The 19,357-nt window shown below is 72.6% G+C and carries 17 protein-coding genes and 1 riboswitch; of the genes, 2 read left to right on the top strand and 15 right to left on the bottom strand.

Translation table 11 applies throughout. From position 1 onward, the window contains the following. Positions 1-26: 26 nt before the first annotated feature. A complete protein-coding gene (locus tag ABZ923_RS22755; protein WP_361474747.1) occupies positions 27-1,211 on the bottom strand; it encodes an MBL fold metallo-hydrolase in 1,185 nt (394 codons plus the stop codon). A 229-nt stretch (positions 1,212-1,440) separates the two neighbouring features. Between ABZ923_RS22755 and ABZ923_RS22750 the strand changes: the two genes are divergently transcribed. After that, a complete protein-coding gene (locus ABZ923_RS22750; protein ID WP_361474745.1) occupies positions 1,441-2,061 on the top strand; it encodes a TetR family transcriptional regulator C-terminal domain-containing protein in 621 nt (206 codons plus the stop codon). 94 nt (positions 2,062-2,155) lie between these two features. On the opposite strand, the gene ABZ923_RS22745 is transcribed toward ABZ923_RS22750, so the two are convergent. The 3 genes from ABZ923_RS22745 to ABZ923_RS22735 all read right to left on the bottom strand — a co-directional run bounded on the left by ABZ923_RS22745 (position 2,156) and on the right by ABZ923_RS22735 (position 6,534). Next, on the bottom strand, positions 2,156-2,941 hold the full coding sequence (locus ABZ923_RS22745) for an SGNH/GDSL hydrolase family protein (RefSeq protein ID WP_361474793.1): 786 nt from the start codon (positions 2,939-2,941) through the stop codon (positions 2,156-2,158). A gap of 172 nt (positions 2,942-3,113) precedes the next feature. After that, the gene (locus ABZ923_RS22740) at positions 3,114-3,995 is read right to left on the bottom strand and encodes a LysM peptidoglycan-binding domain-containing M23 family metallopeptidase (protein ID WP_361474743.1); all 882 of its coding nucleotides are present in this window, start codon (positions 3,993-3,995) and stop codon (positions 3,114-3,116) included. Between the two features lie 5 nt (positions 3,996-4,000). Then, positions 4,001-4,158, bottom strand: a riboswitch (cyclic di-AMP (ydaO/yuaA leader). Between the two features lie 303 nt (positions 4,159-4,461). Further along, a complete protein-coding gene (locus ABZ923_RS22735) occupies positions 4,462-6,534 on the bottom strand; it encodes an alpha-galactosidase (protein WP_361474741.1) in 2,073 nt (690 codons plus the stop codon). Between the two features lie 171 nt (positions 6,535-6,705). Here ABZ923_RS22735 and ABZ923_RS22730 point away from each other — a divergent pair, with 171 nt between their 5' ends. Beyond that, positions 6,706-7,503: a tyrosine-protein phosphatase gene (locus tag ABZ923_RS22730; RefSeq protein ID WP_361474739.1), complete on the top strand. Its 798-nt coding sequence runs from the start codon at positions 6,706-6,708 to the stop codon at positions 7,501-7,503. A 14-nt stretch (positions 7,504-7,517) separates the two neighbouring features. Here the strand turns inward: ABZ923_RS22730 and ABZ923_RS22725 are convergent, their stop codons facing one another. The 11 genes from ABZ923_RS22725 to ABZ923_RS22675 all read right to left on the bottom strand — a co-directional run bounded on the left by ABZ923_RS22725 (position 7,518) and on the right by ABZ923_RS22675 (position 19,347). After that, positions 7,518-7,640 (bottom strand): DUF6126 family protein, encoded by a 123-nt coding sequence (locus ABZ923_RS22725; RefSeq protein WP_361474737.1) that lies wholly within the window; start codon positions 7,638-7,640, stop codon positions 7,518-7,520. Next, positions 7,637-8,263 carry an XRE family transcriptional regulator gene (locus ABZ923_RS22720; protein WP_361474735.1) on the bottom strand — a complete coding sequence of 209 codons (627 nt, stop codon included), beginning with the start codon at positions 8,261-8,263 and terminating at the stop codon, positions 7,637-7,639. Before ABZ923_RS22720 ends, ABZ923_RS22725 begins: the two co-directional genes overlap by 4 nt. A 70-nt stretch (positions 8,264-8,333) precedes the next feature. Further along, on the bottom strand, positions 8,334-9,719 hold the full coding sequence (locus tag ABZ923_RS22715; RefSeq protein ID WP_361474733.1) for an aspartate aminotransferase family protein: 1,386 nt from the start codon (positions 9,717-9,719) through the stop codon (positions 8,334-8,336). Further along, positions 9,716-11,614, bottom strand: a complete 1,899-nt coding sequence (gene dxs / locus ABZ923_RS22710; RefSeq protein WP_361474731.1) for a 1-deoxy-D-xylulose-5-phosphate synthase — start codon at positions 11,612-11,614, stop codon at positions 9,716-9,718. Before dxs ends, ABZ923_RS22715 begins: the two co-directional genes overlap by 4 nt. Positions 11,615-11,650: 36 nt before the next feature. Then, on the bottom strand, positions 11,651-12,778 hold the full coding sequence (gene ispG, locus ABZ923_RS22705; protein ID WP_361474729.1) for a flavodoxin-dependent (E)-4-hydroxy-3-methylbut-2-enyl-diphosphate synthase: 1,128 nt from the start codon (positions 12,776-12,778) through the stop codon (positions 11,651-11,653). Between the two features lie 4 nt (positions 12,779-12,782). After that, positions 12,783-13,805 (bottom strand): adenosyl-hopene transferase HpnH, encoded by a 1,023-nt coding sequence (hpnH, locus tag ABZ923_RS22700; RefSeq protein ID WP_361474727.1) that lies wholly within the window; start codon positions 13,803-13,805, stop codon positions 12,783-12,785. 5 nt (positions 13,806-13,810) lie between these two features. After that, positions 13,811-14,452 (bottom strand): 1-hydroxy-2-methyl-2-butenyl 4-diphosphate reductase, encoded by a 642-nt coding sequence (locus ABZ923_RS22695; RefSeq protein ID WP_361474725.1) that lies wholly within the window; start codon positions 14,450-14,452, stop codon positions 13,811-13,813. 2 nt (positions 14,453-14,454) lie between these two features. Further along, entirely contained in the window at positions 14,455-16,479 is a 2,025-nt protein-coding gene (shc, locus tag ABZ923_RS22690) for a squalene--hopene cyclase (RefSeq protein ID WP_361474723.1), read from the bottom strand. A gap of 116 nt (positions 16,480-16,595) precedes the next feature. Then, on the bottom strand, positions 16,596-17,729 hold the full coding sequence (locus ABZ923_RS22685) for a polyprenyl synthetase family protein (RefSeq protein ID WP_361474721.1): 1,134 nt from the start codon (positions 17,727-17,729) through the stop codon (positions 16,596-16,598). After that, complete coding sequence (gene hpnE, locus ABZ923_RS22680; RefSeq protein ID WP_361474719.1) at positions 17,729-19,156, bottom strand: hydroxysqualene dehydroxylase HpnE; 1,428 nt, start codon at positions 19,154-19,156, stop codon at positions 17,729-17,731. Before hpnE ends, ABZ923_RS22685 begins: the two co-directional genes overlap by 1 nt. Further along, on the bottom strand, positions 19,153-19,347 hold the full coding sequence (locus ABZ923_RS22675) for a DUF6380 family protein (RefSeq protein ID WP_361474717.1): 195 nt from the start codon (positions 19,345-19,347) through the stop codon (positions 19,153-19,155). The genes hpnE and ABZ923_RS22675 overlap by 4 nt, the downstream gene beginning before the upstream one ends. Positions 19,348-19,357 lie beyond the last annotated feature (10 nt).

Here is a 19,357-nt window from a genome sequence, read left to right as displayed (position 1 = left end):
CACGGGATGTCGCGCATGCGGCGGGGTCAGTCCGCGCGGTCGCCGGTGGCGCGGGTGGGCGGCTCCGCGACGAAGGCGCCGACCGAGCGCCAGGTGCGCCGCACGTCCCCCGACACGCCGCGCCACCACGCCTCGGCGGGCAGCTTGCCGGCCGGTTCGAAGGGCTCGCCCGGCCGGGGCAGGGCCACCGCCTGGCCGGCCTCCTCGGCGGCTTCCTTGGTCCACTCCCCCGGCTCGGCCCACGGGTGCGGGGCGAGGTTGAAGGTGCCCCAGTGGATCGGCAGCAGCACGCCGTGCGGCGCCCCGCCCTGCAGGTCGAGGTGGGCGCGCAGGCCCTCCTCGGGGGTCATGTGGATGTCGGGCCAGAACTCGCTGTACGCGCCGATCTGGATCATCGTGGCGTCGAAGGGGCCGTGCGCGGCGCCGATGTCCTTGAAGCCGTCGAAGTAGCCGGTGTCACCGCTGTGGTAGATCCGGTGTTCGTCGCCGGCGACGGTCCAGGACGCCCAGAGGGTGTGCTGGGTGTTGCGCAGGCCGCGGCCGCAGAAGTGCCGGGCCGGGGTGGCCGTGAGGGTCAGTCCGCCGATCCTGGTGGACTCGTGCCAGTCCAGTTCGCGCAGCCGGTCCGCGGGGACGCCCCAGTGCTCCAGGTGGGCGCCGACGCCGAGCGGCACGGCGAACACGGTGTCCGTGTCCGCCAGCGCCTTGATGCTGGGCAGGTCCAGGTGGTCGTAGTGGTCGTGGGAGATGACGACGACGTCGACCGGGCCGAGCGCGGCCAACGGCAGCGGCACCGGGTGCAGCCGCTTGGGCCCGGCGAAGGGGAACGGGGAGCAGCGCTCGCCCCAGACGGGGTCGAACAGGACCCGGTGGCCGTCGATCTCGGCGAGCACGCTGGAGTGGCCCATCCAGGTCAGCCGCAGTCCCGTGGCGGGCGGTCCGGCCAGGTCGGCGAAGGTGGTGGGGTGCACCGGGACGGTGCCCCTGGGGGCGCGCAACGGCCGGGTGTCCTTGTCCAGGAACACCTTCGCCAGGTCCACGGTGGAGCCGGAGGGGCGGGTGCGGGCGGGGCCGCCGGGGTTCTGGAAGACACCGTTCCTGAAGTGGGGCGAGCGGCGGATGCGTGCCAGGCGCTCACCGCCCGGGTCCGCGCCGAAGGCCGCGGGCCGCAGCGCGCGGAGCCCGGAGCTCGGAGAACGCAAACCGGTCACGGTACCTCCCGGTGGAGTGGGTGAGGCCCTCCATTATGGTCGGCCTCTCCGGCAGTCCGGGCAGGCAGGGGCCGCGCGGGCCGTCGGGGGCCTGGGGCGGGGGGCAACTTCGGGACGGGCGGCTGGTGATGGTGGGCCGGGTTCGGCGGCCTCGGCGGGGAGGCCGAGGGGCGGGATCGTTTGCGACCGATGACGCTCACTTGCGATCGACTACGACTAGGGTGAGCGCGTGGCAAGAGTGCGGTTGAGCGTGGCCGAGCGGCGGGAGGAGCTGCTGCGGGCAGCCATCGGGCAGATCGAGGCGCGGGGTGTGGCGGCGGTGCGGATCGCCGACGTGGCCGCGGCCCTCGGGGTGAGCAACGCGCTGGTGCTGTACCACTTCTCCACGAAGGAGAAGCTGGTCGCCGCCGCGTTCGCGTACGCGGCCGAGGACGACCTGGCGCACCTGCGCAAGGTGGTGGGCCGGCGGACCACCGCACTGCGCCGGCTGCGGGCCGCGGTGCGCTGGTACGCGCCGACCGGGCAGGCCAAGGGCTGGCGGCTGTGGATCGAGGGCTGGGCCGTGGCCCTGCGCGAGCCGGCGCTGCGGGAGGTCACCCGGGAGCTGGACAAGGAGTGGAAGGCGGCGATCGCGGAGGTCATCGCCGAGGGTGTCGCGGCCGGTGAGTTCGCGTGCGCGGACCCGGCCGGCACGGCACTGCGGCTGACCGCGCTGCTGGACGGCCTGGCGGTGCAGCTGACGTCGTACCCGGGCGCGGTGGCGCGCTCCCGCGCACAGGAGTGGGTGGACGACGCCCTCGCCCGGGAACTGGGCCTGGACCGGGGGATGTTGACCGAACGGGCACGGTGACCACCGAACGGGCACGGTGAGCGCGGCGGCCGAACCGCGGTCACCGGGCCGCGCCCCGCCCGCCCACGGGGGCGGCAGGGCGCGGTCCGCCGGGTCAGGCCACCGAGGCGATGCGCATCTTGATGTCGTCCGGGGAGAGGGCGCCCTTGGCGGTGACGTGGTCGCCGGAGGACTCGCCGCGCAGGCGGCGGCCGATCCAGGGGACGAGGTACTCGCGGGCCCACTGGACGTCGTCGCGGCGGACGTCCAGGGTGCCCCGGGGCGGCAGCGGCGGCCACGGCTGCTCCGGGTCGGCCGGGACGTCCAGGCCGAGGACCTGTCCGGCGCGCAGCGCCACGCGCGTGTGGCCCTCGGGCGAGAGGTGCAGCCGGTCGTTGTCCCAGGCCCTGCGGTCCTGCACGGACTTCAGGGACCACAGGTCGAGGACGGGACAGCCGTACCGGTCGGCGATGGCCCGGACGTGCCCGTTGTAGGTGGCGATCTTGCCGCGCAGGTGCTTGAGCACGGGCACGCGCCGGGTGTCGAAGCCGGTCGTCACCATGACGGTGCCGACGGCCTCGGTCAGCCGGGCCACCGCGCTCTCGAAGCGCTCGGCGACCTCGTCGGGGTCGGTGCCGGGGCGGATGATGTCGTTGCCGCCCGCGCAGAAGGAGACCAGGTCGGGGGCGAGTTCGACGGCCCGGGGGAGCTGGTCGGCCACGATCTGGTCCAGCAGCTTCCCGCGCACGGCGAGGTTGGTGTACTGGAAGTCCCCCTCGGGGCGCCGGTCGGCGAGCAGTACCGCGAAGCGGTCGGCCCAGCCCACGAACGCCCCGTCGGGGCCGGGGTCGCCGACGCCCTCGGTGAAGCTGTCCCCCACCGCCACGTACGACCCGATCACTGATGCGTTGTCATTCTTCGAATCGTCTGCCACGTCGGACCATGATTCACCTTTCGATGTGGCCTACGCGACCGTAGGCGGGGGTTGACGAACGGTGAGATGAGCCACTCTTAAAACTCTTAAATAATGTGCCAAGTCAGGAATAGGCGGCGCCGGGCAGTGGGGGCGGGTGTCAGCCGACGGGGACGCCGTGCGCGCGGAGGTAGGCGACCGGGTCCAGGTCCGAGCCGTAGTCCGGCGTGGTGCGGATCTCGAAGTGCAGGTGCGGTCCGGTCACGTTGCCGGTGGCGCCGGACAGGCCGACCTGCCGGCCCGCGGTCACGGTCTGGCCGGCCGAGACGGAGAGCTGCGAGAGGTGGGCGTACTGGGCGTAGCGGCCGTCGTCCAGCCTGAGGACGACCTGGTTGCCGTACGCGCCGCCCCAGCCGGCGGAGACGACGGTGCCCGCGGCGACGGCCTTGACGGGGGTGCCGGTCGGGACGACGAAGTCGACGCCGGTGTGGTAGCCGCTGGACCACATGCTGCCGGCGACGTGGTAGCCGGTGCCGACGGTGGCGCCGGCCACCGGCAGGGTGTAGCCGGCGGAGGCGGTGGGCGCGGCGTCGGACCCGGCCGGCCGGGCGGGCTTCGGGGCGGCCGGGCGGGCCGGCTGGGCGGCGGACTCGGTGCGGGCCGGCGCGGCCTGCCCGCCGAGGCGGAGCTTCAGGCCCGGGCGGATGAGCGCCGGATCGGCGCCGACGGCCTGCCGGTTGTCGTCGTAGAGCCGCTGCCAGCCGCCGCTGACGTGCTGCTCCTCGGCGATCTTCGCGAGGCAGTCGCCACCGCGCACGGTGTAGGTGCGCACGCCCGCTTCCTGCTGGGCGGCGGTCTTCGCAGCGGTCTGCGGAAGGGACTGCACGGCCGCTTCGGACACGGGCTGTGCGGGGGTCGCGGCATGCGCTCCGGCGGCCCCGACGAGCGGGAGCGCGAGGGCGGCGCCGCCGGTTCCGGCGGCGGCGAGGGAGCGGGAGAGACGCGGGGTCTTGGGGCGTCGGTGCTTACCCTTTGCGGGCATGGCGCTGTTCCTCTCCGGCGCCTGCGAGGTCAGCTGTCGGGTTCGGGCTGGAGCTGCCCGGCCGTGCGCGCACGGCTGCACCCCTAGCCTGTCGCGGAGACCGGGACAGGCGGTCGTACCTGGTGGGTCCCCCGCTCCTGCCGAGACCGGTCATGTGTGGGCAGTCCGGACGGCGGCAGGATTCGGCGTTCCGTCCGGTTGGGTGGCGAACGTAAGCGAGCGGGACGCGTGAAACAAGCAGCCGATTCCGGCTGTTCGCGTTTTGGGTGATCCGACGCGGGAATCCACGGTCACCCTCGGTGAATTCCCGGCCCTTCGTTCCCTCAGTTTCCCTCGTGGCGACGGGTATTACGCGGACATGACGCGCGACGCTCGGTCACGGCTATGACGCTCCTCACGCGGTTCGGTCCTCTGCCCCCGCATTCCGCAGCGAGTTGGAACAAAGGGGGTAATCCGTACAGAGCGCTCAGATACGGCGGAGCCGGATGACCGTCGCATCCAGGTCGCCCTTCAGCCCGGTGTGCAGCCCGTGGTGCAGCAGTACGGCACCCCGGTGCACTTCGCCCGTTTCACGGCATTCGTACGATGCTGCCGGGTCGAGCCCGCGCAGCCGCACCGCCGGGACCGGCTCGCCGTGGCTCTGCGCCTGGAGCCAGGCGAGGACGACCGCCTCCTCGTCCCGGAGGTACTGCACGGCGCTCAGGCCGCCCGTGGGGGGCCGCAGCCGGTACAGCTCGCCGTGCTGCACGACCGGGCGGATCTCCTTGTACAGCTCCACCCACCGCCGGGCCTCGGCCAGCTCCTCCGCGCTCCACTCCGTCAGGTCCCCGCCCACCCCGAGCACGCCCGCCATGGCGCTGACGAACCGGAACCGCAGCGAGCTGACCCGCCCGTTGAGCTGGGTGTTGGGGCTGTCGGTGACCCAGGCCGCCATCACGCGCGCGGGATGGATCTGGGTGAAGCCGTGCTGGATGGCGAGCCGGTCCAGCGGGTCGGTGTTGTCGGAGGTCCACACCTGGTCGGTGCGGCCGAGCACACCGAGGTCGATCCGGCCGCCGCCGCCCGAGCAGGACTCGAAGGCGACACCGGGATGGGCCGCCCGCAGCCGGTCCAGCAGGGCGTACAGGGCGCGGACGTGGTCCACCCACAGGCGCTGCGGGTACGGTTCCCCGGGCCAGCCGGCGTCGGTGAAGCAGCGGTTGAAGTCCCACTTCACATAGTCGACCGGGGCGCTGGAGAGCAGGGTGTCCAGCCGCTCCCAGAGGTACTCCTGGACGTCCTCGCGCGCGAGGTTGAGAACGAGCTGGTTGCGCAGTTCCGTCCGCCGGCGTCCCGGCTGGTGCTGCACCCAGTCGGGATGGGCGCGGTACAGGTCGCTGTCGGGGTTGACCATCTCGGGCTCGACCCAGATGCCGAACTGCATGCCGAGGCCGTGCACCTGGTCGGCGAGGGGCTTCAGGCCGTGCGGGAAGCGGTCGGGGTTGGGGGTCCAGTCGCCGAGGCCGGCGCGGTCGCCGGTGCGGGTGCCGAACCAGCCGTCGTCGACGACGAACAGCTCGATCCCGATCTCGGCGGCCCGGCGGGCGAGCGCGAGCTGCTGCTCCTCGGAGATGTCGAAGAAGGTGGCCTCCCAGGAGTTGAACAGCACGGGCCGGTCCCGGTCGGCGTCCGGAACGACGTACGCGCGCTGGTAGGCGTGCCAGGCGCGGCTCGCGCCGCCGAAGCCGCCGTCGCTCCACAGGCCCGCGAAGACCGGGGTGGTGTACGACTCCCCGGGCGCGAGGAGCAGCAGGCCCGAGTCGTCGTAGCCGGCGCCGCCGGTGATCTGCACGCGCGCGTCCGGCAGCTGGGCGACCGCGATGCGCCAGGAGCCGGACCAGCCGAGCGCGCAGCCGTAGACCTCGCCGTGCTCCTCGGTGGCGTCGCTGTCGAGGGCGACCCAGGGCAGGTGCTGGTGGCCGGTGTGGCCGCGGCGGCTGCCGATGACCTTCTCGCCGTAGGTGAGGGGGGCGGCGGTGAGCCGGGACTCGGCGGCCCAGCGGCCGTGCAGCTGGGACAGGTGCCAGCCCTCGCGGTCGGGCAGCGTCCAGGTGGCCGCGTCGGCCCGCAGCAGCTCCACGCGCGCGTGGCCGCCGTTGACGACGGTCACCCAGCGCTCGACCACGTCGCCGCGCATCCGGTAGTGCAGCGTGATCCCCACGCCGTCGTCGTCGAAGCGCAGCCGCAGCTCGTCGCCCTCCGTGGCGCAGGCGACGAAGCGCCACTCGGTGCCACGCCGCTCCTCGGTGCGGACGGACAGGGCGGGGCGGACGAACCGGGGTCCGCCCTCGACGGGGTACTCCTCACGGCCGTCCAGCGGGGACTCGAAGGGCCGGTAGCCGGGCAGCGGGCGCACCGCGAGCGCCTCGGCGTCGGCGAGGGAGATCCGCGGCCCCCAGTGCAGGTGCAGCAGCTCGTCCGCGTCGGTGAGATGCAGGGCGTAGCTGCTGTGGGGCCCCGAAAGGAGCCACGTACGACCGTTTTCCGCGATGTCCACCATCGAGACCTCACAAGGGCCAACAGATCCGCTCAAGTCCCAACATCATCGGGGGCGCGCACCCCTCTGGCAATGCCTGTGGACAACTCATTGCCCGAGGAAATCGATGCCGTATGGTCGACGCAGCGCCCGCCGCCGAGCCGCGACGGCGGCGACCGACCGGGAGGAGCCCCCGTGACGCAGCAGGTCCCGTCGACCGAGCCGGAGCTGACCGGAGTGCGCAATTTCCGCGATGTGGGCGGGCTGCCGACCGTGGACGGACGACGGGTGCGTCACGGAGTGCTCTACCGCAGCGGCCACCTCGCGCACGCGACGCAGGAGGACGCGGCCTTCCTCGCCTCCCTGGGCCTGCACACGGTCTTCGACTTCCGCAACGCGGCCGACCAGAAGCTGGAGGGCCCCGACGTCGAGCTGCCCGGCGTGCGGAACGTGAACCTGCCGCTGAGCGACCCGGCGGACGGCGCCGAGTTCTGGAAGATGGTCCGCGAGGGCGACCTCGACCAGCTGCGCGCGATCCTGGACGACGGCAAGGGCGCGGCCCGCATGATCGCCTCCTACCGGAAGATCGTCGTCGAGCGCACCGCCGAGCACTCCCGGGTGCTGCACGCGCTCGCCGACGACAGCGTGCCCGCGCTGATGCACTGCGCGGCCGGCAAGGACCGCGCCGGCATCTCGATCGCGGTGACGCTGCTCGCCCTGGGGGTCGAGCGGGACGCGATCGTCGCCGACTACCTGGAGTCGGCCGCCGGGCACCGGCGCTACAAGGTCCGCCGCAGCGGCAGCGCGGACACCGCCTACACCCCCGAGGTGATGGAGCTGCTCGACCCGCTCTTCGACGCCCGCACCGAGTACCTGGAGGCGGCCTTCGCGAGCATCGAGCGGACCTGGGGCGACGTGGACACGTACCTCGCGCAGGGCCTGGGCCTGTCGGCCGAGTCCCGCGAGCGGCTGCGCGAGCGTCTGCTGGACTGACCCGGGTACCGGCGTCAGCCCTTGCCGCCCACCGCGAACAGCAGGTAGAGGAACGCGGCCAGGACGTGCCCGAGGGCGATGTAGATGATCAGCCGGACCCACAGGGAACGGGGGAACTTGGTCTCGTAGTTGCTCATGGCAGCTCTCCGGTCGGCGGACCCAGGCACAGCGTGGCCGTGGGGCTCTGCAGCAGGGTGTGGACGAACAGCAGCTCCACGCCGTCGTGGTCCTCGGCGGCGAGGCGGTGCGGGGTGAGCGAGTCGAAGTGCGCGCTGTCGCCGGGACCGAGCAGGTGCGCGGTGTCGCCGAGCCGCAGCCGCAGGCGTCCGGTGAGGACGTAGAGCCACTCCTCACCGGGGTGGACGCGCACGATGTCGCCCTGCGAGCCGTACGGCACCCGCACCCGCAGGGCCTGCATGCCGCGGCCGGGCGCGCCGGCCTGGACGTACGTCCAGCCGCCCGCCCGGGTCGGCTCCATGTCGGCGGCCCGCACGATCGCGTCCCGGTCGGCGACCGTCTCGCCGAGCAGCCCGGAGACGGTCGTACCGTAGATACGGGCGAGCGCGAGGAGCATCGGCAGCGACGGCTGGCGGTGTCCGGTCTCCAGCCGGGACAGATGGGCCGGCGAGAGGCCCGCGGCGCGGGCCGCGGCCTCCAGCGTGAGACCGGCGCGCCGGCGCAGGGCGCGCAGCTGCGGCGCGACGGCGGGCAGGCCGTCGTCCGGAGCCGGGCCCGCCGGCGCGGCGTCGGAGGTGTTCATGCCTCCATTGAGCCCCAGGCTTGCCTGTGAGGCAATTTTCTTGCCTCTCAGGCAAAAGCCGGCGCCGCCGTCAGCGGTTGGCCACCGCCTGCTTGATCAGCGTCTTGCCGAAGTCCCACATCAGGCCGCCGCCGCTGTGCGCCTCGTCCATCACCGCGGCGAAGGCGTCCACGAACCGTTCCACGTCCGCCTCGTCGACGACCAGCGGCGGGATCAGCTTGATCACCTCCAGGTGGTCGCCGGAGACCTGGGTGAGGATCCGGTGCTTCTGCAGCAGCGGTACGACGACCATCTGCGCGAACAGGCCCTTGCGGGCCGCCTGGAGCATGGTCCACCGGCTGCGCAGCTTCAGGGAGGACGGCTTGCCGAACTCGATGCCGATCATCAGGCCCCGGCCGCGGACGTCGGCGAGCAGCTCGTACCGGTCGATCAGCGCCGTGAGCCGGGACTTCAGCAGCTCGCCCGTCCGGCGCACACCGGCGACGATCTGCTCGTTCTCCATGACCGACAGCACGGCGAGCCCGCAGGCCATCGCCTGGGCGTTGGAGCCGAAGCTCGCCGAGTGCACCAGCACCCGGTCCATGGACGAGTAGACCTTCTTGAAGATCCACTCCCTGCCGAGGGTGGCGCCGACGGGCACGTAGCCGCCGGACAGGGCCTTGGCCACGCACACCAGGTCGGGTTCGACGCCGTCCTCGTGCTGGTAGGCGTAGAAGTCGCCGGTGCGGCCCAGACCGGTCTGCACCTCGTCGGCGATGAGCAGCGCCTTGTGCCGGTGCAGCAGTTCCTGCGCGGCCCGCAGATAGCCGGGCGGCGCCTCGTGCACGCCCTTGCCCTGGATCGGCTCCACGATCAGCGCGGCGACGTCGCCCTTCTTCAGCTCCCGGGCCAGGGCGTCGAGATCGCCGAGCGGTACGGCGGTGTCGGGCAGCAGCGGGGCGAACCCGTCGCGGAAGCCGCGCTCGCCGTTGACCGACAGGGAGCCGGTGGTCAGGCCGTGGAAGGCGTGGTCGCAGTAGAGGACGCGGGGCCTGCCGGTGGCGTACCGGGCGAACTTCAGGGCCGTCTCGACCGCCTCGGTGCCGCTGTTGCCGAAGAACACCCGGTCCAGGTGCGGGCTGTGGGCCAGCAGCCGCTCGGCGAGCAGGCCCGGCAGCGGCTGGCAGTCGAACCGGGTGAGGTCGGCGAGGTCCAGGTCCAGGACGTCGTGCAGCGCCTTGCGGACGACCGGGTGGTGGCGGCCCAGGCCCATCACCCCGAACCCGGCGAGCATGTCCAGGTAGTCGTTGCCCTCCGCGTCGAAGAAGTGGGCGCCCTCGGCACGCTCGTAGACCTTGTCGAAGCCGATGGTGTGCAGCATGCGCGGGAGCTGCGGGTTGAGGTGCCTCGCGTGCAGCTCGTAGCGCTCGGCTCCGCGCTCGGCGAGCAGGGCGCCGAGGTCGAACTCGGTGGTCATTCACTCTCCTTGACGGTGCCGCCCGCGTCCCTGACGGCCAGACTCCCACTGATCCGCCCGGCGATCTCCACCGGCGTGAGGCCGATGTCGGCCAGCACCTCGCCGCGCTTGGCGTGCGCGAGGAACTGCTCCGGGATCCCGAACCGCCGTACCGGCACGTCCACGTCGGCGTCCCCCAGGGCCAGCGCCACCGCCGAACCGACGCCCGCGGACCGGCTGTTGTCCTCGACCACGGCGACCAGGCGGTGCTCGGCCGCGAGGCCCGGCAGCGCGGGGTCGACGGGCTTGACCCAGCGCGGGTCCACCACCGTGCAGCCGATCCCGCGGGCCTGGAGCAGCTCGGCGGCCTGCAGGCACACGGAGGCCATCACGCCGACGGCCACCAGCAGCACCTCGGGGCGGCCGGCGCGGTGCAGCACGTCCATGCCGCCGACCCGGTCGAGCGCCGGGATGTTCGGGCCGGCCGACTCCTTCGGGAAGCGGACCAGGGTGGGCGCGTCGTCCACGGCGACCGCCTCGCGCAGCTGGGCGCGCAGCTGGTCGGCGTCGCGCGGGGCGGCGATCCTCAGTCCCGGGACGACCTGGAGCACGGACATGTCCCACATGCCGTTGTGCGAGGGTCCGTCGGTGCCGGTCACGCCGGCCCGGTCCAGGACGAAGGTGACCCCGCAGCGGTGCAGGGCGACGTCCATCAGCACCTGGTCGAAGGCGCGGTTGAGGAAGGTGGCGTAGACGGCGACGACCGGGTGCAGCCCGCCGGTGGCGAGGCCGGCCGCGGAGACGGCCGCGTGCTGCTCGGCGATGCCCACGTCCCACACCCGGTCCGGGAAGCGTTCGGCGAACGCGCCGAGACCGACCGGGTGCAGCATGGCCGCCGTGATCGCGACGACGTCCTCGCGCTCCTCCCCGATCTTCACGATCTCCTCGCCGAACACCGAGGTCCAGGAGGGCCCCTTGGACGGTGCGAGCGGCGCGCAGGTCAGCGGGTCCATCACGCCGACGGAGTGGAAGTGGTCCTCCTCGTGCGCGAGGGCGGGCTCGTAGCCGCGGCCCTTCTCGGTGAGGCAGTGCACCAGGACGGGGCCGTGGAAGCGTTTCGCCCGGCGCAGCGCGGACTCGACGGCCTGGATGTCGTGGCCGTCGATCGGGCCGAGGTACTTCAGCCCCAGGTCCTCGAACATGCCCTGCGGGGCGAAGGCGTCCTTGAAGCCCTTCTTCGCGCCGTGCAGGGACTCGTAGAGGGTGGTGCCGACGACCGGGGTGCGCTGGAGCACCTCCTTGCCCCAGGCGAGGACCCTCTCGTAGCCGTCGGTGGTGCGCAGGGTGGCCAGGTGGTTGGCGAGACCGCCGATGGTCGGGGCGTAGGACCGCTCGTTGTCGTTGACGACGATGATCAGCGGCCGGTCCCTGGCCGCGGCGATGTTGTTGAGCGCCTCCCAGGCCATGCCGCCGGTCAGCGCGCCGTCGCCGATGACCGCGACCACATGGCCCCTCTCCCCCCGCACCTGGCGGGCCTTGGCGAGGCCGTCGGCCCAGCCGAGCGCGGTGGAGGCGTGGCTGTTCTCGATGACGTCGTGCTCGGACTCCTCGCGCGAGGGGTAGCCGGACAGTCCGCCCTTGCCGCGCAGTTTCGAGAAGTCCTGACGGCCGGTCAGCAGCTTGTGCACATAGCTCTGGTGGCCGGTGTCCCACAGGATCCGGTCGACCGGTGACTCGAAGACCCGGTGCAGGGCGACGGTCAGTTCCACCACGCCCAGGTTGGGTCCGAGGTGACCGCCGGTTCTCGACACCGCGTGCACCAGGAACTCGCGTATCTCCTCGGACAGTTCGCCGAGTTCCGCCTCGGACAGCGCCTTCAGGTCGCGTGGTCCCCGGATGTTCTCCAGAATGGTCACGCTCGGGCCCCCTCTCGGTCCGTGCCTTGCCTCAACTCAACTGTCTGCGGGGCTCGTCCGCTCGGCGAGCTTCATGGCCTCCTCGATGAGGGTCTCCACGATCTTCGACTCGGGGACGGTCTTGACGACCTCGCCCTTGACGAAGATCTGCCCCTTGCCGTTGCCCGAGGCAACCCCGAGGTCGGCCTCCCGGGCCTCCCCCGGACCGTTGACCACGCATCCCATCACCGCGACCCGCAGCGGCACTTCCATGCCGTCCAGGCCCGCGGTGACCTCCTCGGCGAGCTTGTACACGTCCACCTGGGCCCGGCCGCAGGACGGGCAGGAGACGATCTCCAGGCGCCGCTGCCTGAGCCCCAGCGATTCCAGGATCTGGATGCCGACCTTGACCTCCTCGGCGGGCGGCGCGCTCAGGGACACCCGGATGGTGTCCCCGATGCCCCGGGACAGCAACGCCCCGAAGGCGACGGCCGACTTGATCGTGCCCTGGAAGGCGGGACCGGCCTCCGTGACGCCCAGGTGCAGCGGGTAGTCGCACTCCTCGGCGAGCTGCCGGTACGCCTCGATCATCACGACCGGGTCGTTGTGCTTGACGGAGATCTTGATGTCGCGGAAGTCGTGCTCCTCGAAGAGCGACGCCTCCCACAGCGCCGACTCGACCAGGGCCTCCGGGGTGGCCTTGCCGTACTTCTGGAGCAGGCGCCGGTCCAGCGAGCCGGCGTTGACGCCAATGCGGATCGGGGTGCCGTGCTCCTTGGCGGCCCGCGCGATCTCCTTCACCTGGTCGTCGAACTTCTTGATGTTGCCGGGGTTCACGCGGACCGCGGCGCAGCCGGCCTCGATGGCCGCGAACACGTACTTCGGCTGGAAGTGGATGTCCGCGATCACCGGGATCTGCGACTTGCGGGCGATGGTCGCGAGGGCGTCCGCGTCGTCCTGCGTGGGGCAGGCGACGCGGACGATCTGGCAGCCGGACGCGGTGAGTTCCGCGATCTGCTGCAGGGTGGCGCCGATGTCGGACGTGCGGGTCGTCGTCATCGACTGCACCGACACCGGGGCTCCGCCCCCGACCGCCACCGGCCCGACCTGGATCTGCCGCGACAGGCGCCGCTGCGCGACCGGACGGGCCGGTACCCCGGGAACGCCCAAGGGGACGGCGGTCATCGCGTCACTCCCGGTTCCCGGAGACGGTCTCGCGCATCGCCCGCAGCGACTCCTTCAGGGAGCCCATGGTGGCGAGGACGGCGGTGGGCTCGTAGCCGCAGTGCGCCATGCAGTTGGCGCAGCGCGGGTCCTTGCCGCGGCCGTACTTGTCCCAGTCGGTCTCCTCGATGAGTTCGCGGTACGTCGGCACGTACCCGTCGCTCATCAGGTAGCAGGGGCGCTGCCAGCCGAAGAGGGAGTAGTTGGGGATCGCCCACGCGGTGCACGGGAAGTCGACCTTGCCCTCCAGGAAGTCCAGGAAGAGCGGGGAGTGGTTGAGCCGCCACTTCCTGCGGTTGCCGCCCGCGAAGGCCTTCTTGAACAGCTCGCGGGTCTGCTCGACGCCGAGGAAGTGCTCCTGGTCGGGGGCCTTCTCGTAGGCGTAGGCGGGCGAGATCATCATCTCGTCGACCTTGAGGTCGTCGTTGAGGAAGTTGAGCACCTCGATGATGGTCTGCGGGGTGTCGGTGTTGAAGAAGGTGGAGTTGGTGGTCACCCGGAAGCCGCGCCGCTTGGCCTCCTTGATGGCGGCCACCGCCTCGTCGAACACGCCCTCCTTCGCAACGGACTCGTCGTGCCGCTCGCGCAGGCCGTCGATGTGCACGGCGAAGGCGAAGTAGGGCGAGGGCGTGAACTTGTCCATCTTCTTGCGCAGCAGCATCGCGTTGGTGCACAGGAAGACGTACTTCCGTTTCGCCACCAACTGCCGCACGATCTCGTCGATCTGAGGGTGCATCAGCGGCTCGCCGCCGGCGATGGAGACCATCGGCGCACCGGACTCCAGCACCGCGCCCACCGCCTGGGCGACCGGCATGCGCTGCTTGAGCACACCGGCCGGGTGCTGGATCTTGCCGCAGCCCTCGCACTTCAGATTGCAGGCGAACAGGGGTTCCAGCTCGACGATGAGCGGAAACTTGTCCCGCCTGCGGAGCTTCTGTTCAGCCAGGTACGTAGCGACCTTGATGGACTGGCGCAACGGCATGGCCATCTGGCTCACCTCCGGGGGAGCAGCAAGGAACGGTGCCATTCGAAAAATGCGGGAAGGATGGAACGGAGAACGCGGAAAGCGGATATTCCGCCGCGCACCGTGCCGATCCGGACGAGTTCGTGTTCGGGAGTGTCCACGACCACCCGGACGGCCGCGACCGGGCGCTCGCCCGTGCGGACGGCGGCCAGCAGCGTGGCGGCCGACTCCATGTCGACCGCGATCGCGCCGGTGGCGAGCAGGTCGGACCGCTCGGGTCCCCGGACGACGTGGTCGGAGCCGGTGAGTGGGCCGGTGTGGACCGTGCGTCCGGGCAGCAGGCGCACGAGTTCCTTGACCAGCAGTTCGGTGCCCACGCACGGGACGGTCCCGTGCGGGTCCCGGGTCTCCTCGGCGACGACCAGGTCGCCGGGGTGCATGCCGGGAGCGAGCCCGGCACAGAAGCCGGTGGCCAGCGCGGCCGTGCCGGCCGCCGCCGGACCGGCCAGGTGCCGGGTGACGGAGCGTTCCGCCGCACGGGGGCCCATGCCCGTGCGGACGAGGGTGACCGGCCCGCCGGCACCGCCGTGGTCGCCGGTGCGCAGGGCGAGGTGCTCGATGCCGAGCGCGCAGGCGATCAGCAGCGGGGCCGGGGCGGGCTGGTGGCTCACCTTCAGCCCGCCTTGGTCCCGGGCAGGGGCTTCCTGGCGAGCAGCTTGCGCTCGAAGGGGTCGCCGTGCAGGTACCGGCCGAGCGCGGTGAGCGGGAACACCTGCCGGTACAGGTGGTAGTTGATGGAGAAGTCCCAGGGGAAGCCGGTGCCGGTGAAGTACGGCTCGTCCCAGGTGCCGTCCTCCCGCTGGGTGTCGGCCAGCCACCGGACGCCGCGCTCGACGGCCTTGGACTCCTTCTCCCCCGCCGCGAGCAGCGCCATCAGCGCCCACGCGGTCTGCGAGGCGGTGGAGGCGCCCCGGCCGCTCCACTCCTTGGCGTACTTGTAGGAGCGCAGGTCCTCGCCCCAGCCGCCGTCGTCGTTCTGGACGCTCTCCAGCCAGGCCACGGCCCGCCGGACCGCCGGGTGCGAGCCGGGCAGACCGGCCGCCGTCAGGGCGGGCACCACGGACCCGGTGCCGTAGATGTAGTTCACCCCCCAGCGGCCGAACCACGAGCCGTTGGGTTCCTGTTCGGCGAGCAGCCAGTCGATGCCGCGCCGGGTGCGCGGGTCGTGGGCCAGGCCCTCGGCGGCGAGCATCTCCACGACGTGCGCGGTGACGTCCGCGGACGGCGGGTCGATGACCTCGCCGAAGTCGCAGAACGGCAGCCGGTTGGGGAACGGGCTGGTGTTGTCGACGTCGAAGGCGCCCCAGGCGCCGTTCTTCGACTGCATGCCGAGGTTCCAGCGCACCGCCCGCCCGATGGCCTTGTCCACGCGCTCCGGGTCGTGGTGGCGGACCCGGCGCAGTGCGAGGGCGACCTCGGCGGTGTCGTCGATGTCCGGGTAGTTGTCGTTGTGGAACTCGAACGCCCAGCCGCCCGGCGGGAGTTGCGGGCGGCGTACGGCCCAGTCGCCGGGCCGGACGATCTCCTCGCCGAGCATCCAGTCGGCCGCCTTGACCAGTTGCGGATGGTCGACCGGGAGCCCGGCGTCGACCAGGGCGATGGTGGCCAGGCAGGTGTCCCACACCGGGGACTGGCAGGCCTCGATCATCCGGGCGCCGTCCTCGCGCCAGACGGCGAAGCGGTCCAGCGAGGCGAGGCCCTCGCGCAGCACCGGGTGCTCCAGGTCGTAGCCGAGCAGGTGCAGGGCGATGACCGAGTACACGGCCGGGGGCTGGATGCCGCCCCAGCAGCCGTCGTTCTCCTGGCGTTCGATGATCCAGCGGGCCGCCGAGTTCATCGCGGCCCTGCGGAGTCTGCGGACGGCGACCCTGCGGTAGCCGCGGACCACCTTGTCGAGCCGCTGGAAGACGCCGTCCCAGCTCGCCACGGGGGCCAGCGGCTGCGGCGGGTTCGGGTTCGCCGGGTCGGTGTGCAGCTCGTCCAGGGCGAAGGGGGCCGGGCGGACGGGGCGCTTGGCGGAGACGATGGTCAGCGGCACGATGGTCTGCCGCGCCCAGCACCCGAAGTTGTAGATGTTGAGCGGGAACCAGGTGGGGAAGTAGATCAGTTCCGGGGGGAGTTCGGGCAGGTCCTCCCACTTCCACCAGCCGAACAGGGCGAGCCAGATCCGGGTGAAGACCCGGGCGGCCGCGATGCCCCCGCGCTCGCGGATCCAGGCGGAGGCCTTCGCCATGTGCGGGGCGTCGGGCGCGTCGCCGGCCAGGCGCAGGGCCACGTACGCCTCGACGGTGGTGGACAGTTCGCCGGGCCCGCCGTAGAAGGTGGCCCAGGTGCCGTCCTCGCGCTGCTCGCCGCGGATGAACTTCGCGGCGGCCTGCACGGTCTTCTCGTCCAGGATGCCCAGGAACTGACGGAGCAGCAGGTCCTCGGCGTCCATGGTGACGTTGGTCTCCAGGTCGCCCTTCCACCAGCCCTGGGCGTCCTGCGTGGCGAGCAGGAAGTCGGTGGCCCGGCGGGCGGCGCCGGCGGCGGCTTCGTGTACCCCGGCCGTCTCGGGGGTGGTGAGGGTGGTGTCGCTGGCCGCGGCAGCGCGGGACGGCAAGGTCGCCCCGGTGCTTCCGTCGGTCGTCGCTGTCATGGCTTCCCCTTCGTGCAGTCGTGCGAGTCGTGCTGCTGTGGGTCCGCCGTCGGCCGGTGCCCTGGACCCTTCGGCACCGGCCGGCGACTACGCGAGGCTTATCCAGCCAATACTGATCATCTCTTTCGTACGACGACGAAGTCCGCGAGCGCCGCGAAGGAGTCCCGCACCCGGTCGGGCATGTCGACGGCGTCGAGGGCCTCGATGGCGATGGCGTGCTGGCGGCGCGCTTCCTCGGCCGTCCAGGCACGGCCGCCGGCCTCCTCGATGAGCGCGGCGCGGGCCGCGAACTCCTCCTCGGAGAAGTTCTCGAAGTCGCTGCTCTTGGCGTCGGCGGCGAGGATCTCGCCGAGCTGCTCGGAGGCGGGGCCGCCGGCCGCGAGGGCGGCCACCACCGGCAGGGACTTCTTGCGCTGGCGCAGGTCGCTCCAGGTCTGCTTGCCGGTGGCCTCCGGGTCGCCCCAGATGCCGAGCAGGTCGTCCACGGCCTGGAAGGCGAGGCCGAGGTGGTAGCCGTACCGTTCCAGCGCGTCGGCGGTGGCGTCGTCCGCGCCGCCGAGGACCGCGCCGATGGAGGAGGCGCAGGCGAGCAGGGCGCCGGTCTTGTTGCCCTCCATCTCCAGGCACTCCTCGACGCTGACCCGGTCGCGGTGCTCGTAGGAGATGTCCTGGGCCTGGCCGTCGATCAGGGCACGGGTGGCGGTGGTCAGGCGGCGGGTGGCGCGGCCGGCCTCGACGGTGCCGAGTTCCAGCAGGACCTCGCCGGCGAGGGCGAACAGCGCGTCGCCGACCAGGATGGCCTGGGCGGGGCCGTGCACCTTCCAGACGGTGTCGCGGTGCCGGCGCTGCTCGTCGCCGTCCATCAGGTCGTCGTGCAGCAGCGAGAAGTTGTGCACGAGTTCGACGGCGACCGCGCCCGGGACGCCCACCTCGGGTGCGGCGCCGGTGACCTCGGCGGAGAGCACGGCGAGCGCGGGGCGGACGGCCTTGCCGCCGTCGCCGTCGGCGGGGTTGCCGGCGGCGTCGATCCAGCCGAAGTGGTAGGCGGCGACGGTGTCCATGGGAGGCGCCAGGCGGTCGACGGCCGCGCGCAGCACCGGTGTGGCCAGGGTCCGGCCGCGCTCCAGCAGCGCGGTGACGTCCACCGCGGCCCGTGGAGCGGGCGTCGAGGCCGGGGGCACAGTGGGCACAGTCTCTCCTCTTGTTGCGGTACCGGGGGTGCGGGGGCGTGCCGCCTGCTGATCGGGCATCAGGCCGCCTCCTCGCATGCGAAGAGGTGGCGGGGGCGGGGCCGGCCCAGGGTGCCGAGGGCGGCGTCGGCCGCGCTCACTCCGCTGCGGACCGCACTCTCCATGGTCGCGGGCCACCCGGTGGCGGTCCACGCTCCGGCCAGGTACAGGCCGGGGGCCTTGGTGCGGGCGCCGGGCCGCAGCCGCCCGACGCCGGGGGTGGGGGCGAACGTCGCGGTGCGCTCCCGGGTCACGAAGAAGTCCTCGACCACGGCCGCGCGCGTGCCCGGGATGAGACGTGCCAGCTCGGGCAGGTAGCGCTCGCGCAGCTCGGCGACCGGGGTGTCGATCTCGTCCTGCGCGGCCGACTGCGACAGCGCGAGGTACTGTCCCGTGCGCAGCCCGGAGGCGTGGGTGCGGTCGAACACCCACTGCACGGGGGTGCCGAGCGCGGCGAAGAAGGGCCGCGCGAGCACCGGGCGGTCGTAGACCACGTGGACGTTGAGGATCGGCGCGGTGCCGATCTCCAGCAGCCGCTCGGGCGCGTCGAGGGCGCCGGGCGGCAGCAGGTCGTGGGCCTCGCGCTGGGGTACGGCGAGGACGACCGCGTCGGTTTCCAGATTCTCGCCGGGAACCTGAACGCTCCACGTCCCGTTCTCGTTGAGGGAGACGGAGGTGACGCGTGTACGGACCTCGGTACGCACGCCCGCGGAGTCGAGCGCCTTGCGGGCCAGCCGGTCGTGCAGTTCGCCCAGCGGGACGCGGGCCCAGCCGATGTCGGCCGCTCCCGGGTCGGACAGCAGACCGGTCTTGAACACCATCGCGGCGAGCCCCAGCGAGGCGTCGCCCGCGACCGCGTTGAGAGTGGCGACGCCGACCAGGTCCCACAGGGCCTCGACGGCGCGGGCCGACTGGCCGTGCGCGGCCAGCCAGCTGCCGAAGTCCTGGGTGTCCAGGGCCGGATCGGCGAGGTCGAGCCCCTTCAGCGCGAGCGCGGCCCGCCCGACGGCAGCGCGCTCGGCGAGCGAGAGGTGCGGATAGGCGGCCAGGCTGCGCCCCAGGTGGAGGGGGACGGGCAGCGGGTCGCGCCGCAGCCTGCCGAGCCGCCGTCCCTCGGGCTTGGCGACGTCGACGACGGGCACGTCCAGGCGGTCCTGCAGCGGTGCCAGCGCCGTGGCCTCGATCCGGTCGAGGAACCAGCGGTAGGCGGTGCAGCAGCGCAGGTACACGTGCTGGCCGTTGTCGACGGTCAGTCCGCCGCGCTGGAAGGAGAAGGCGAGGCCGCCCAGCCTGGGCCTGCCTTCGAGCAGGGTGACCCGGACGCCCGCGTCGGCGAGGGCGAGCGCCGCGGTGACCCCGGCGAGGCCGCCGCCGACCACGACCGCGCTGCGGCCTGCCGTGCGCGCGGTGCCGGACCGCACCGGTGCGGGGGGTGAGCCGTCGCTCATCGTGCGTCCTTCCCTCCGTGCGCGAGCGTTCCGCGGGCCGGGCCGGGAGGGGCCGTGGGCCGTCCGCGGGCCGGCCGCATGTCCGGCAGCGCCTCGCGCCTCCTCAGGGCGCGCGTGTGCTGGTTGAACGGTGCACGCCCGGCCGTCGGAGTCAGGGACGCCACGCCGCGGGGAAGGGTTGCCTGTCGCATGCCGTCCGGT

Origin of the sequence: Streptomyces sp. NPDC046881, from assembly GCF_040645015.1 — a bacterium.
GTDB lineage: Bacteria > Actinomycetota > Actinomycetes > Streptomycetales > Streptomycetaceae > Streptomyces.
This window is presented reverse-complemented; position numbering and strand designations above follow the sequence as displayed.